This is a genomic window from Solibacillus sp. GQ1, assembly GCF_059758555.1.
In genome coordinates, this window is sequence record NZ_JCAXEX010000001.1 from 1,408,079 (window position 1) to 1,423,559 (window position 15,481).

14 protein-coding genes are annotated in these 15,481 nt (G+C 37.5%); 5 read left to right on the forward strand and 9 right to left on the reverse strand.

Annotation, left to right across the window (positions count from 1 at the left end; translation table 11 throughout):
• Positions 1 to 77 precede the first annotated feature (77 nt).
• Positions 78 to 1,337, forward strand: coding sequence for a mechanosensitive ion channel family protein (locus AC6CH1_RS06960; protein WP_498316759.1), 1,260 nt, complete (start codon positions 78 to 80; stop codon positions 1,335 to 1,337).
• 130 nt (positions 1,338 to 1,467) lie between these two features.
• On the opposite strand, the gene AC6CH1_RS06965 is transcribed toward AC6CH1_RS06960, so the two are convergent.
• Positions 1,468 to 2,409 carry a tyrosine recombinase XerC gene (locus AC6CH1_RS06965; RefSeq protein ID WP_498316761.1) on the reverse strand — a complete coding sequence of 314 codons (942 nt, stop codon included), beginning with the start codon at positions 2,407 to 2,409 and terminating at the stop codon, positions 1,468 to 1,470.
• A 277-nt stretch (positions 2,410 to 2,686) separates the two neighbouring features.
• Here AC6CH1_RS06965 and AC6CH1_RS06970 point away from each other — a divergent pair, with 277 nt between their 5' ends.
• Positions 2,687 to 4,108, forward strand: a complete 1,422-nt coding sequence (locus tag AC6CH1_RS06970; RefSeq protein ID WP_498316763.1) for a sugar phosphate isomerase — start codon at positions 2,687 to 2,689, stop codon at positions 4,106 to 4,108.
• Between the two features lie 54 nt (positions 4,109 to 4,162).
• On the opposite strand, the gene AC6CH1_RS06975 is transcribed toward AC6CH1_RS06970, so the two are convergent.
• Both AC6CH1_RS06975 and AC6CH1_RS06980 read right to left on the reverse strand, forming a co-directional pair.
• A complete protein-coding gene (locus AC6CH1_RS06975) occupies positions 4,163 to 4,567 on the reverse strand; it encodes a hypothetical protein (protein WP_498316765.1) in 405 nt (134 codons plus the stop codon).
• Between the two features lie 38 nt (positions 4,568 to 4,605).
• Positions 4,606 to 5,475 carry a tyrosine-type recombinase/integrase gene (locus AC6CH1_RS06980; protein ID WP_498316766.1) on the reverse strand — a complete coding sequence of 290 codons (870 nt, stop codon included), beginning with the start codon at positions 5,473 to 5,475 and terminating at the stop codon, positions 4,606 to 4,608.
• A 172-nt stretch (positions 5,476 to 5,647) separates the two neighbouring features.
• On the opposite strand from AC6CH1_RS06980, the gene AC6CH1_RS06985 reads away from it, so the two are divergent.
• Positions 5,648 to 6,451 (forward strand): enoyl-CoA hydratase/isomerase family protein, encoded by an 804-nt coding sequence (locus AC6CH1_RS06985; protein ID WP_498316768.1) that lies wholly within the window; start codon positions 5,648 to 5,650, stop codon positions 6,449 to 6,451.
• Between the two features lie 210 nt (positions 6,452 to 6,661).
• On the opposite strand, the gene AC6CH1_RS06990 is transcribed toward AC6CH1_RS06985, so the two are convergent.
• Positions 6,662 to 8,026 (reverse strand): FAD-binding oxidoreductase, encoded by a 1,365-nt coding sequence (locus AC6CH1_RS06990; protein WP_498316769.1) that lies wholly within the window; start codon positions 8,024 to 8,026, stop codon positions 6,662 to 6,664.
• Positions 8,027 to 8,195: 169 nt separating this feature from the next.
• Complete coding sequence (locus AC6CH1_RS06995; protein WP_427709830.1) at positions 8,196 to 8,996, reverse strand: nucleoside/nucleotide kinase family protein; 801 nt, start codon at positions 8,994 to 8,996, stop codon at positions 8,196 to 8,198.
• Between the two features lie 182 nt (positions 8,997 to 9,178).
• On the opposite strand from AC6CH1_RS06995, the gene AC6CH1_RS07000 reads away from it, so the two are divergent.
• Complete coding sequence (locus AC6CH1_RS07000) at positions 9,179 to 10,342, forward strand: aminotransferase class I/II-fold pyridoxal phosphate-dependent enzyme (RefSeq protein WP_498316771.1); 1,164 nt, start codon at positions 9,179 to 9,181, stop codon at positions 10,340 to 10,342.
• Between the two features lie 45 nt (positions 10,343 to 10,387).
• Here the strand turns inward: AC6CH1_RS07000 and AC6CH1_RS07005 are convergent, their stop codons facing one another.
• The 3 genes from AC6CH1_RS07005 to AC6CH1_RS07015 all read right to left on the reverse strand — a co-directional run bounded on the left by AC6CH1_RS07005 (position 10,388) and on the right by AC6CH1_RS07015 (position 13,131).
• On the reverse strand, positions 10,388 to 10,780 hold the full coding sequence (locus AC6CH1_RS07005; protein ID WP_251687907.1) for a cysteine synthase: 393 nt from the start codon (positions 10,778 to 10,780) through the stop codon (positions 10,388 to 10,390).
• Between the two features lie 107 nt (positions 10,781 to 10,887).
• On the reverse strand, positions 10,888 to 12,099 hold the full coding sequence (locus tag AC6CH1_RS07010) for an AI-2E family transporter (RefSeq protein WP_427711591.1): 1,212 nt from the start codon (positions 12,097 to 12,099) through the stop codon (positions 10,888 to 10,890).
• Positions 12,100 to 12,192: 93 nt separating this feature from the next.
• Positions 12,193 to 13,131, reverse strand: a complete 939-nt coding sequence (locus AC6CH1_RS07015) for an LCP family protein (protein ID WP_251687905.1) — start codon at positions 13,129 to 13,131, stop codon at positions 12,193 to 12,195.
• A 286-nt stretch (positions 13,132 to 13,417) separates the two neighbouring features.
• Between AC6CH1_RS07015 and msrA the strand changes: the two genes are divergently transcribed.
• The gene (gene msrA / locus AC6CH1_RS07020) at positions 13,418 to 13,939 is read left to right on the forward strand and encodes a peptide-methionine (S)-S-oxide reductase MsrA (RefSeq protein WP_251687903.1); all 522 of its coding nucleotides are present in this window, start codon (positions 13,418 to 13,420) and stop codon (positions 13,937 to 13,939) included.
• A gap of 72 nt (positions 13,940 to 14,011) precedes the next feature.
• On the opposite strand, the gene AC6CH1_RS07025 is transcribed toward msrA, so the two are convergent.
• Positions 14,012 to 15,259, reverse strand: a complete 1,248-nt coding sequence (locus AC6CH1_RS07025; RefSeq protein ID WP_498316773.1) for a helix-turn-helix domain-containing protein — start codon at positions 15,257 to 15,259, stop codon at positions 14,012 to 14,014.
• Between the last annotated feature and the right edge of the window lie 222 nt (positions 15,260 to 15,481).

The window sequence follows — 15,481 nt, forward strand, 5'->3', positions numbered from 1 at the left end:
TTTTATCAGGAATCCGCAGTAGACAATCATTTCATCTTATCGACATCTTTGTTACCATAGGAGGCGGGAGGAATTAGATGAATCTTATTTATAAAAAACTAATCGATTTTGGCGTAAATACAATAGTTGCTGAGTATCTCTCAGTGGGAATCATGATTATTTTTATCGTGCTCCTTTGTTTATTGGCAAACTTTATAACTAAAAAGATTGTCATCAGATTTATTACACATATTGTGAATAATAATAAATATACGTGGGATAACATCCTTTTAGAAAAGAAAGTATTCCACAAGTTATCTCATATCGTTCCGGCGATTATTATTTATCATTTTGCTGAAGCTTTTACGTATCAGGACCTCATTGAAAAAGGGGCCACTACGTATATCATCATCGTCGTAATAAGTCTAATAGGCAGTTTATTGAATGCTGTTCATGATATTTATCAAACATTTGAAATTTCCAAAGTTCAGCCGATTAAAGGTTATATTCAAGTAGCGAAAATTATTGTCTATGTCCTGGGGATTATATTGATCATCGCGAACTTAATTGGGAAAAATCCACTGATCATCCTAAGTGGACTTGGTGCACTGTCAGCTGTGCTGCTGCTCGTTTTTAAAGACTCCTTATTAGGTCTTGTCACAGGGATTCAATTAACATCTAATGATATGGTCCGTGTAGGAGATTGGATTGAAATGCCGAAATACGGCGCAGACGGTGATGTCATTGATCTTTCATTAAATACCGTAAAAGTTCAAAACTTTGATAAAACAATAACAACGATTCCTAGTTATGCATTGATTTCGGATTCTTTTAAAAACTGGAGAGGTATGCAAGTTACTGGTGGCAGAAGGATAAAACGCTCCATCTTTATTGATACAACAAGTATCGCGTTTTGTTCTGAGGAAAAGATCAAGGAGTTGCGCAAAATTCATTATCTTACGGACTATATTGATACGAGACAACGGGAAATTACGGAATACAATATTAAACATCGTATTGATATTAGCCATCAGGTGAATGGCAGAGCACTGACAAATGTCGGGTTGTTCCGAACATATATTAGCAACTATTTAAAAAACCATCCAGGAATCCATAAAGATATGACAACGATGGTAAGACAATTGGCTCCAAGTGAACATGGGTTACCACTTGAAATTTACACGTTCTCAAACGATATCAACTGGGCAGTTTATGAGTCGATCCAATCGGATATATTCGATCATCTCTTTGCAATCGCATCCGAGTTTGACCTGAGACTCTTCCAAAATCCAACCGGAAATGATTTTAAAGCAATGAGCTCCATACAACTGAATAAAAATGAAGGCGAATTACATTAATTGATCGCTTAAAAAAACACCCGTTTTCTAATAAATAGAAAATGGGTGTTTTTGGATTTTAACAGGATATGTGCCGATCTTCTTTCCTGTTTAAGTCTTTTATATTTATTTAGTTTACATAATATTATTATTATAAATTATTGAATGGATTATTTTTAAGTACTTCCTGAATTTGTTCGTCTTCGATATGCGTATAAATTTGTGTTGTTGCTACACTCGAGTGGCCAAGAATATGCTGCAATGTTCGAATGTCCGCTCCGGATTTATACATCATGGTCGCGGAAGTATGTCGAAGTTTATGCGGTGTCAGCTTTTCTTTCGGTGACTGACTGTTGGCGTTGATCACTTTCACGATCCGTGCAATCGACTGTCTCGCAAAACGTGTCCCTTTTTGAGAAATGAACAGCGGTTCTTTCCCTTCCCCTTTATATGCATGTCGCTCCTGTAAATACTTTTCTAATGCATTTATACACGCATCATTTAAATACACATGCCGTTCTTTATTCCCTTTCCCGATCACCGTCAGCATTCGTCCATTGATGGATTCGATATTGAGTGAACACAACTCGGAAACACGAATACCGAGGTTCAGGAAAAAGACCATCATGCATTCATCGCGTGCACTGTACGATTGTATCTGTACAGCACCGATAAAATCCTTTGCCTCATTATAATTTAAATAAACCGGTTGGCGTCGTCCGATTTTTGGTGTTTCCAAATGTTCAGCCGGGTTTTCATTAATTAGACGGCGCTTTCCTTTTAAATATTTGAAAAAGGATTTTAATGTTGCTACTTTACGAGCGCGGGCTGCTGAGGAGTTGCCGCGTTGTACTTCGCAATACTCCATAAACAAATATAAGTCTTCCAGAGACACTTCTTTAATTTGATCAACTGTAAACGTAGAAATGTCGATTGTATGTAAACGGTCTAACGGGATATCTTCTTCGATCGCTTTTAGAAAACGCATGAACAAAATAAGATCATATTCATATTCTTTTCGGGTTCTTTGGGACTTTCCCGTAATCGTTGTTAAGTAAATTAAAAAATCACGTAAAAATTTCGGCAGCTTCATTTTCGTCCAATCCCCTTCTATTTCGCTCTAATTATAGCATAAAAAATGTTCCCAAATTCATATTTGGGAACATTATTGCTAATTTAGTAGATTTAAGCGGTTTTTCGACAATAAATAGAAACATATGTTCTTGTTTCGCAATTTCGCTCTCAGACGAAGTGAAATGTCGAATCGTGTATGATGACCCGTGTCGAATCGTCTGAGATCGATTTCTGTCGAAGCCCTTTTTGGTTAAATTTATCGAATTTTGGGAATAGATGTTCCAGGAGGTGAAAGGATGAATTCGCTAAAAACCCACTATGTTTTTTATTATCCTTTCAATTATCGACAGTACGATTTTGAAAAGTTACAGCAAGTATTAAAGCGCAACAAATTTTATCACTTTACGATCGATGAAGAGGAATTTAACGAAACACTTTACGGACCCGATATTAAAGTATCCCCCCAATTGTTAACGCAATTCTTTTATCCTTTCATGGAAGAGAAATTATTGAATGACGAAATTTCCGTACGAAACTTCAACCGTTACTCGAAAAAAATCCAATGTGAAGGAAAAATGAAGACGGTATTCGATGAAATTCCATTTACGTTATTGAGTGCGGATATTAATCTGTGTCCATTTGGTATTGGAATTTTAGCGCTGAGAATTCAGTTGGCGGATAATGTCGATATGAATGCCGCGTTATCATTCGGTCATTTTTTTAGAGTGCTGCGGCCAAAAATTGATGAAGAGCTTGGTACGGAAATTTATTACGACAATTTTTTCTTTAATAATACAGATGAATTATTATTAAAAAAAATCGCCCCATTTTTGGAAAATTATTTTGTTGATTATTCATCAATTCACAAAAACATAAGCAAAATTCCATTTTTCGAAGATGAGCGCATGTATGTCAGTGCTTTTTTTCATATGGGAGAAGACGTGGAAATCGATGAACATTTACTGTATCGGGCAGGACAATTAAATGGTCGGGACAGCAAAGGGGGTCCTTATATTTCGAGTACAAATGAGGAGTATATCAAACGCTTTGTTGAGGAACATTGCTACGAAAGATGGGCACCAAAATTTCATATTATTACAACATTGCAAGGCCATATTCACCTATCATCCGTAGATGACAAAAGCATGTATAAAAATTTAAACAGCTTTCACTCAGTCTCTTACTATACATTGCTTATTCACTATTTTTATAAGCTGATGTTGTTAAAGCTCGTATTCGAACATAGTGAATTAAAGTTTTCAAAAGATAAGGATATTGTAAAGGAGTTAATCGAACAGATTACGAAGTTTGCATCGAGGTATTATTTTACTGAGGTATCGGCACGTACAGAGGGGAAGGAAATCTCGCACTATTTCAGGAAAGTATTCCGTATTGACGGACTATACCGCGAGACGAAAGAAACGCTAGAAGAACTGTACCGGATACAGGAAGACCGTTCAACAGACCGGTTAAATAAACTGATTTTTATTTTAACGATTTTCAGTATGATTTCCGGTATATACGGAATGAACCTTGTCATTGAAATGTTGGCAGAGCCATTTAAACTATCCGAAATTTTTAGTTTTACTTTCTTTGAATGGATCGCACTTATACTGATGGTTATCGGCTTACTGACGCTGGCACTGCTCATTTTAAACCAGGTTTATAAATATTCAATTAGCTATTACGGGAAAATAAACAGGCGACGACAACGCTAAAGGGGGGTATGGGATGAGTCAATTGACTGTTCCCATATCCCCTTTTTATACCAACTAGACAAATAATGTAATTAGTTCCCCATTACGCTCGACTTTCCAGTTTGAAGAAAGCATTCCGCGAATGTGCTGTTCAGTGATCGGATCGACTTTTAATGATTGCAGACCGTTCCCTTCAGGCAGCAGTTCATACTGGTCATCGGAAATTTGAAAACGCATGCGCAGCAAGTTTTTCAAACCATTGATCGTTACAAATTTCACCTTATAGTTTCCTGCAAAAGCCCGTTCCATCTCTTCAGCCTTTTCATTCAATAAAATTTTCAAACTATCTGGATCTATATCATAAGTATCTGTTAATAGATACATTTCGTCATTTTCAATATAGTGTTTAACTTGTTCAAATGTATAAGGATGAGTTTTTAATAATTCAATCGTATATGCTTCCATCATTGAAATTGCCATTGTATTCCCTCTCAATCTTTCATCAATCATATTAATTACTAGCCGTTTTTCGGGAATCGTTGTTCTCGTTCAAGCAGGACGCCTTTTCTCGCATAGCCGAACTGCTCGTACAAAACTTTTGGATCCTCTTTTTTTGTTAAAAGTTTTTGAATTGCGTGGTAGCGCATATTGGTAGCGGTCACTTTAAATTGGAGCTGTTCGGACATCGCCTTAAAAATCCGTTCGATCGTTTTGACGGTGACCGGCTCCCCCATTTTATTACCGACACCGAGCCAAACATACGGTGACTGCTCCGTTAGCGGCATGAATTCAATTGTATGGCGTTTATAGTCCTCAAGCAGTTCGAGCAGTTTTTTTGAACACTGCAAAACACGGTAACTTTTCGAAGCCAGTACAATGATTTCTCGCTTTTCGGCATGGATATGCTTCCATTCCATCCGCACAAGTTCTGCTGGTTTAATACCAAGCTCCGCAATGGTAAAAACAATGACGGTATTACGTAATGCAAGCCATTCATGATCCTCATTTAACGCAATCTCATACTGTTTCGGCCAATAGGCTAATGCCCGATTAAATTGCTTTTCCTTCAGTACATTCAGTTCCGTTTCCTGCTTTGTCAACGGAGCAATGATTTCTTCGTTATATACGGAAATCACACCGCGCAGCTGTAAGAAAGTAAGGAAATGGCGAATGGATGCGAATTTGCGGTTGACCGAATTGAACGAAGGATACTTTTCCTGAATCATTTTTGAATAAAGTTGCAATGCTTCATTAATCTGATTCTCATGTTGAATGATTTCCGCGAATTGCTTTGCGTCCAATGTATATTGTTTCGTCGTATGAAAGGATTTATTTAATGACTTCAAGTAAGCTGTAAAAGCTTTAACATACGGTTGGATTTCTTCCACATTTTTCGCCCCTTTCTTTATATTGTAACATGCGAAGTGGTTAGAATTACACGGATTTCATACATGAAATTGCTGAATATTCGATATATTTACTTGAACCATCCGGAATGCATGTTATTGTATATTGTTTCGTCTATAATGACTATGTATACATAATTAAGGGGGACCATCAATGCAAGTACGTACGACAAGACTTGAAGCAGAAGAAGCGAAAATCATTTATCAGGAAACTGCGGGGCTCGCCATTATTACGATTCATCGCCCGCAACTTAAAAATGCATTAACGGCGAATATGTGGGATCAGCTTGCCAAAATTGCATTGCGTACATTGGAAAATCCAAAAAACAAGGTGCTGTTATTGCGCGGATCTGGCGAGAACTTTACAGCAGGCTCGGATATTAAAGAATTTAATTCGATTTCTCTGGAAAAAGCGGAAGAAGCCTTCGTGCATATGGAAAAAACGATTTCGACAATAGAAAACTTGCCGATTCCGGTGATTGGTGTCATTAACGGACCGGCAATGGGTGCTGGGCTGGAGCTTGCCCTTGCATGTGATATTCGTATCGGCTCGGACAAAGCGAAAATGGGTATCCCGGTCGGTAAGCTCGGCATTACGTTGAATAATAAATTCGCTAAGCGATTAGTCGATTTGGTCGGACCATCCGCAACGAAAGATTTTGTATTCACTGGACGAATGTATAAAGCAGAAGAAGCATTTAAAGCTGGAATGCTCAATTATTTAGTTGCCGAAAAAGATCTGAACCGTTTTGCAATCCGTATGGGTAAGCTTGTTGCCGGTATGTCACCTGATTCCTTATTAGCAGTAAAACGCTCGGTTAAAGAATGTGTGGATTCGGCCCCTGTTTTATGGGAAGGATCAACACCATTTGTTTCCGAAAGAGACTTTTCTGAAGGTGTTCGTGCATTTGTTGAAAAACGTCAGCCGGTTTTCACAAGACAGCTTCCAAAACAATAAAAAAACTGCCTCCTTTATGCGAGGCAGTTTTTTCGTTAGGAATGCATCAAATTATAGTTCCTTAATTAGACGCCATTCGTGCAGAATATACAAAGTCGTTTGAGCTGTTTTTAACAAGACGCTTGTCAAATGCTGTTGAATTGCCTGTAGTTCAATTGTTTTTTATTTAAGTTCTGTAACTGTAGCGAATTTCGACAAATCGTTCAACCACTAATCAAGAAAAATTTTGCCGGGGTTCATAATGTTGTTCGGATCAAATACCCGTTTAATCTCTTTCATCCACATGTAGGCAAGTCCGTGTTCTTGCTGTTGGTACTTTTTCTTACCATAACCTACACCATGTTCTCCCGTACAAGTGCCACCAAGTGACAAGGCGTATTCAACGACATGTTCATTCAGTTCTTTTGCTCTTGCAATCTCTTCTTTACTTTCCATATCTACCATCAGCAATATATGATAATTGCCGTCTCCTACATGCCCGACAATCCCCGCGTCAATCTGCATGTTTTCAATTTTCTCGCGGGAATTTTGAATCGCGTCCGGCAATGAGTTAATTGGTACAACAACATCTGTAGACATCAGTTTTTTCCCTGGTGCGGAATGAATATATGTATAAGCCATGTTATGTCGTAGCTCCCATAATTGATTGCGCGCACGTTCGTCCTGTTCAAATGCCAGCTCAATACAGCCATTGTCGTTCAATAATTCAGTCGCAAAAATAACATCTGACTGCAAACCTGCTTCATTACCATGGAACTCCAAAAATAGCGTAGGAGTCTCGGGGAAATCGGTTCCGGAAGCAAAGTTTACTTTTTCAATACTTTGTTTATCGACAAGTTCCATTCGGGCCATTGGTATACCGGCTTGTTTTAACGAAACAACAGCATCGACCGCTTTCTGTATCGTCTCAAATGTCGCGCGGCCGGCAACAATGCTTTCCGGAATCCCGAATACACGCAATGTCAATTCAGTAATGACCCCAAGAGTCCCCTCGGAACCGACCATTAAACCATTCAAATGATAGCCTGAAGAAGATTTCGCGGCCAATCCTCCAGTATGGATTACATCACCATTTGCCAAAATCACTTCTAAATCACGGACTTGGTCACGCATGATGCCGTAGCGTACAGAAGTTGTTCCACTCGCATTCGTCGCAGCCATTCCGCCTAATGTCGCATCGGCACCCGGATCGACTGAAAAGAATAAGCCATATTTCTTTAATTCTTTATTTAGCTGGCTGCGCGTGACACCTGGTTGGACCTTTACAAGAAAATCTTCCGGTCGTACTTCCAATACGGCATTCATAAGCGATAAATCCAAAGAGATTCCGCCTTGATAAGGTATCACATGTCCTTCTAGACTTGTACCAAGACCAAATGGCACTACTGGAATGCGCTGTTCATTTGCAAGCGCTATAATTTCGCTTACTTCCTTTGTAGTTTTCGGGTAGACAACAACATCCGGTAAATGCGGTTCATGATAAGACTCATCTCTCCCATGTTGTGTACGTAACACTTCATTTGTTGTCACTTGCTCATGTGTTAAAATTTGCTGTAACTGTTCCATGTAATTCATTTCATTTCCCCCTTACTATTCTCATTGCAACTTTAAAAGATTTGATCCAATCAGTACTTAATAATTAGAATATACTTAATCATCTAAAAATAGAAACTACAAATTTATTATACAATATTCTCCATATAAAAAGAGCTGACATATACATGCCAACTCCTCTTATTACTATTCACTTGATTCCTTTTATTTGCACATGAATCGTTTCCGGTTCAATACCGAAATGCAATGAAAATTCCTGTGAAATTTCATTCTGAAGTTTATATAGATATTCCGGCACAACATAGGATACAGGTGACTTTAAATAAAGCCCGATTGTCATTTGCGGTACGCCGTCGGTTTGGATATTGGCTATTTCGAATTTTGCCAGTTTATCCTGTTTTTCAAGTACATGGTCCAACACGTCGGTAAATACATTCCGAGAAATATAAACACTATTTTGATGAAAATCCGGCTGTACAATCGTCGTTTCGCCAAGCTTAACTTGTGAAGAAGAGAAAATTTCCTTCCCCCGCTGAATAAGGCGTTTGAAAAAGTTCTGTTCTACTTGGCGGTACGGAACAGGCATAACATGTTTGCCCTGAATTTCCCGCACATATTTTGCAATGCGGATTTCCTTTTCTGTTCGGATATTATGGACATAGTGAAATTCATCGATTTCTCCTAGCTGTAACCGAGCTGCAATTCTTTTCGTCATTTTGTCGGATGTGCCGATCAGTAAAATGGATTTCACATCATGGGAGCTAATTGCCTCCAGTACTTCCGATTTATGTATGTCATCATCCAAAATGGCGCGGCGCACTGCTTTTAACGTATTTTTCTCAAATTTAGCGGATGTCCCCGCGATTTTTTCACCGTTTACGATCAATATGCCGTCATCAATGATGGCTTCAATTTCATTGTCATGTGCAAATTGTAAAGCACTCGTACTCTTCCCAGTACCGCTTGGCCCACTTAATGAATAGATTTTCATCCTACACCTCTTAATCATTTATTTTCCTAAGAATAATATTTTCCAGTACCTATATTGCTATTCCACTACGGTTTCGTGCTTTATGCAGTGAATTAATTCTCTTTTCTGATTTCATCCCCATTATACGTGATGTGTGTGATAAAATGGTGCTTACAATTGAAAGTTTTAAGGAGTGTTAAAGATTGAATATCCAACCGTCTAAAAAAATGTCATTATTTGTGCCGGCTATATTTGGTGACTTAAAAAAACATGCAAAATTGCAAGAGCAAAAAGGAACGGTACTCATTGATTTAAGCCTTGGGAGCCCTGATATTGCTCCGGCGGAGAATTTACGCCAAAAAATGTCCGAGCTTACGGCACTCTCGTCTTCTTACGGCTATACTTTAACGGGTATTCAAACATTCAATGAAGCGGTATGTCGCTATTATAAACGAGTAAACAATGTTGAATTAGATCCGGAAACTGAAGTTGTCCAAACAATTGGCTCTCAGGAAGGTTTAGTCCATTTGCCAGTCGCATTCTGCGATCCTGGTGATATCGTACTTACTACAAACCCGGCATATGTCGCTTATGATGCAGGGATTCATTTGGCAGGTGCAACACCTTACTATATGCCATTAACTAAAGAAAATCAGTATTTACCGGATTTAACAGCCATTCCAGAAGAGATTCGCCAAAAAGCAAAATTACTAATTTTAAACTTGCCGGGTAACCCGGTACCAGCCATGCCATCGATCGCATATTTTGAAGAAGTCGTGGCATTCGCGAAAAAGTATAATATTATCGTTCTGCATGATGCGGCCTATTCGGAATTTTACTTTAAGGGGGATGCCCCAATCAGCTTCCTTGCTACACCTGGTGCGATGGAAGTCGGTTTGGAAATCAACTCTTTATCAAAAAGCTTCAGTCTGGCTGGTACTCGTATTGCCTACATAGTTGGAAATGCACAATTAGTCGGGATTATGAAACAGCTGAAGTCGAACCTGGATTTTGGTATTTTTGAACCGATTCAGCAAGTAGCTGCTTTAGCGTTGGACAATGCCGAGCAAGTTACTACTGTACTGAGAGAAACCTTCTCTGTTCGTCATAAAACACTGATGGAAGGCTTAACATCAATCGGCTGGGAAGTTGCGCCAAGTGATGGCGGGATGTTTGTTTGGGCAAAATATCCGTATGATATTAAATGCATCGACTTTGCTTATAAGGCAATTGAACAAACAGGTGTCGTGATGGTGCCGGGTACGGTATTTGGCACAGCCGGTGAAGGCTATATGCGTCTCGCATTAGTGCAGCCTGTCGAGCAACTGCAAGAAGCTGTTAAACGACTGTCTACAATAAAACTATAAAAGAAAAGGCGTTGCTGTATGTAAGTATCAGCAACGCCTTTTCTTTTATTCAATGGCGCTATACGATATAACACCTTTTTCTTCGATTTCCATACCATCTAAAAATACAACGGTCGTTTGCAAGATGAGTTGCTCATCTTTACCGCATACCCAGCGTTCGTCTGGAATAATCTCAAATGGAATAATTTCACCATCTTTTGATCGGATCCCGCCAACTAACTGAAACGAGTGTTTGCCGACAATGGATAATTCGCCATCCAATTCTTCACAAAGTACTAGTAATGAAATGTAATCGATTTTATCCTCTTCATCCTCTGTATGTGATGTCACATAAACAGAACCATTTAATATATCTCCTTCAACAAGCTCTGTCTTTTCAATGACGGTCTCAACCTTCACGCCATTCTCTTCTAATGATGTTAGCCATTTGCTTAACATGTATACTCCTCCATTATAAATATGTAATTGGTAAAAAATTTTAAAAAGGGAGCGTGTTAAAAGTTTCGCTTTTAACACACCCCATCTTTACGTTATCCTGTTTAATGTTATTTCAATTCTTCATACAAATTCGTCTCGTCTGACTGAAAACGGTTGTAACGCAGTTTAAAGATTCGATAAGTATGTGAAATGAGCACTTTTATTAAAGCATAACCAGGAATACCTAGCACGACACCAGGGACTCCAAATAAAGAGCCAGCTGTTAATAATACAAAAATAATTGTAATAGGATGGATACTTAATGATTTACCCATAATCTGAGGGGATATAAACTTCCCTTCAATTAATTGTACAATTGTCCATACAATAGCTAACTTTACTAACAGCCATGGTGAATTCACAATCGCGATAATTGCAGCAGGTGTAGCTGCAATGGCGGGTCCCAAATATGGAACAACACTTGTGATCATTGCCAGGAAGCCAAGTAATAAAGCGTACGGCATTCCGATAATTAAAAAGCCGATTGTCATCATGACACCAATACAAAACGATACTAAAATCTGGCCTTGTATGTAGGAGCTAATTTGCTTGTCCATATCATGCAATACATCTCCAATTCGCTCACGCATACGCGGTGGGAATAGAAGTAAGATGAAGCGCGGCATTTTATCGCCCTCATATAATAAATAAAATGTAATAAACGGCACAATGACCAGCGATAAAATGATGCCTGTAACAGTTGATAGGAAACCTGTTATCCCAGAGGCTACACCAGTAGCTAAACTACCTAAAGTTACTTTTACCGTTGTAATAAAACTATCTGTAAAGTCCGTTAGAATCTGATTGTAGTCAAAATTAATTTTTTCGAAATACTCACTGAAATGAGAGTTATTTAAAAATGCTAATAAATCATTTGCAAGAGCCATTAAAACTACAGGGAATTCTTGCACTAAGTTTGTAAACTGATCACGTAAAAACGGAAAAACAAGTAACACAAGTAACGTGATCAAAGCAATTACTATAATATACAAAATTAGAATCGCCAATGCACGCGGCACTTTCCATCTCACTAAAAGCTTCAATGGCGGGCGTAATAAGTAAAACAAGATGGCCCCTAGTACACCAGGCAATATGATGACTTCAAATAATACATGTAACGGCTCGAATATAAAGGAAATTTTATCGTACACGAATACCGTACAGCCAACCAATAAGATGATCACTAATAAGAATAATAAATTTTTACCACCTAAAAATCGAATAAATTTAGAAGAGAAAAATTTAGACGTTTCCTGGGGTAATGAATTCATTTTATTCATTTCATTTTTTCTTTCCAAAAGACCACCTCAATATTTCAACAATATTTAATTTATACTTTATTTTAGCATGAATAACGAATGTACATATAATGCTTACTCGTTTAAATTTAAAAAATCATGTAAAATTTGCGAATTTTTCGCTATATCGATTTCCAGTACTTCCCCTGCATGTCGGTACTTGTTAATTTTGTAAGTACCCTCTGCTGGAATCGTCATTTTTTCAACATTGATTTCACCGCCAGACACGGCTTTTAATGCAGTTGTCAGCTGGTCTTTACTTGTTAAATCTGTCGTAATGTAACCTTGAGTAGCACCAATGAATTTAGGGATATTCGCTACGTTTTTCGGTGAAAATAGCTGATCCTTTAGAGCTTCAATTACCTTTTGCTGACGTGCCACACGTCCAAAATCACCTTCAGCATCACTTCGGAAACGGGCATAGCCGAGCAGTTCTTTACCGTTCAGATTTTGAATGCCTTTTTTAATTTCCACATAGATTAATCCGCCCATATCTTTTTCAACATCCATTTCAATACCGTTTGGAGCTAAAATATCAATTAATGTTTCAAAGCTTTTAAAATCAATCATTGCATAATGATGGATTGGTATATCGAACATATTATTTAACGTTTCCTGAAGTAACGGTACCCCGCCTAAATAATAGGCCGTATTCAGCTTATATGATTGATAACCAGGTATGTCCGCATAAATATCACGCATAAATGATACGAGCTTCATATCATTTGTTTTTCTGTTCCAGGAAAGAAGCATCATCGTATCGGAACGCGATTTTTCCTCCCCTCGAGTATCAACACCTAAGATTAAATAATTTTCTATAGTCGGGTGATTATCATTTGGTTCAAAACCTTCTACTTCAATTTTTTTATCGCTAGCCAAGTTCTTCCCCTTATTATATTGTACATAGCTATATCCAATTACACTTAAAAGTAAAAGAAATACAACTACGAATAGTAATCGCCCTTTACGCATTTTTCTCTTTCGATAGCGCGTTTGTCGCGTCTGTTCTTCCATTCCTACAACTTCCTTTCTATTTCTGTGAAGTTTAGACGATTTACATTAAATTTAGTTGCAAATTACTTATAGTATACCATTTTATGCACATTTTCTTCCTAACTAATGAAATGTCCGCATATCTTTTTTCTTTATTTTTATTACGCGACACATTATTATATGCTATTAAAAGATTAATAAATTGAAAGTCATTCCTTATCCATGTTAGAATACAGCATATTTAACAGCTATATTGAAATAAAGTACAGGTTGAATATGTGTACTGGTTTATGAGGAGTGATTCAAAATGGAGAAGGCAACATTTGCAGGTGGGTGTTTTTGGTGTATGGTCAAACCTTTTGATCAATGGGAAGGCATCGAAAAAGTAACGAGCGGTTATATGGGTGGACATGTGGAAAACCCTACATATGAAGATGTAAAACGTGGAGACACTGGACATGTGGAAGTTGTCGAGATTGAATTTAACCCGGAGATTTTCAGCTATGAAAAACTATTGGATATATACTGGATGCAAATTGATCCGACAGATGCTGGCGGTCAGTTCCACGATCGCGGTGAGTCTTACAAAACAGTGATTTTTACACATAGTGATGAACAGTATGCGGCGGCAATGCAGTCGAAGCAAAATTTGGCGGAAAGTGGACGATTTAAAAAGCCGATTGTAACTGAAATTAAACAGGCAGAAACTTTTTGGCCAGCGGAAGGTTACCATCAGGATTATTACAAAAAAGAAGAATCACATTATCAAGAAGACCGTGCAAAATCCGGGCGCGATGAGTTTATTGATGCTCACTGGAAAGAAAGCTAATCATTCTGAATAAAGAAACGTACCATTCGATATTTCGAGTGGTACGTTCTTTTTTGTATAGTGTTATTGAAGTTAAATGAATATTTCATTGAAAGCTTTGTAAATAAATTTCTTGTAAATTGTCTCGGGAAAGTCCTCTACACCATTTTTCGCAAAAATGATATCACGTTTTGCGGCTACTGCATCATTTTCATAGTATGAAGCTAATGCCCGTACAGCAAAGAACTGATAATATTTAGCCAAATCAATGGGATGGTGTAAGTAGTCAGGAATGGTTAAAGCAGTACCGATTTGGAGTGCTTTCGAGTAGTTTTGTAATTTAAATTCCGCATACATCTCTTCACCGATGAAGATAGGATTTTTAAATAAAAATAAGTAATCCTTCAGTTTTGTTTTATAATGATTAATTTCCGGAACGATTTGTGCGTAGTTCTTTTCAACAATGTTCATATAATGCAGCTTGCTGTATAAATAACGTACCGATATCGCTGGATCATCAGCAAACTCCGATAAAAGCATTAATTTTTCTATGTACTCTTTACTCTTGTTAATATCCTCATTCGCAATCGATTGAATAAACAACAAATGATAAAAGCGGTCCATACGATAAAATATTTGCTTCTTTTTAGCCATGTTTAATGCCTTTTGTAAATAGTGTTCAGACATTCTAATATCATCCGCTGCTGAATAGGAAATCGTTAAATTATAGTACAAATCAAGGATTACCATAGGGTCCATCATTAGCTCATATGGTTCGATACGTTTTTCACCTTGCTTTAAAATAGCTAATGTTTCATTGTAATTCCGCTGATCGATCGCAGCCTGGCACAAATAAAAATAACAACGAAGCATTCGACTATATGCATGGATTTCTTCGTACTGATCGATAAACTTCCAATATTCGTCGAGTGATTTGGCCTTGTTAATTGTACGATTCATTAAAAAATAAACTTCTCTTAGGCGAATTTGTTCATAGTTCGTGCCTTGAATTTCCGATAAATAAGGTTCAATTTTTTCGATTATTTTAATCGTAAGTAATTGAAGCTCTTTAGGGTCGCGTATGAGCTTTCTTCGCTCTACATCTTCTTCGATTGTAGTGTACAAGTTTCTGAGCATTGTAAGTGTCCCGTCATCCAGAAGATAATCGACATCGACATTTAATCTTTTGGCAATAAAACGTAGACTTTCCATTGACGGTTGTGCTTTACCGTTCTCAATTAAACTTAGCATACCTTTCGTTAAACGTTCCCCTACTAACTCGGTTTGAGTTAATTTTTTCTGTTTCCTCAGCTTTTTGATGCGTTCACCTAGTATATTCAATATTTCACCTACACTTCTTAACTGAATATTCTTATTAAACTATGAATACAGAATTTTTACAATATCTTAACTTAAAGTTTAATGATTTAAACCGTAAAATAGTAAAAAAAGAATGTACTGCACTTGGCAATACATTCCTTTAGTATAGTGAGATAGCAAATTTCATGAGTAAAATGAATTTATTCGTTTAAAAATATTTTATAAAATAAATTGGATAACTTT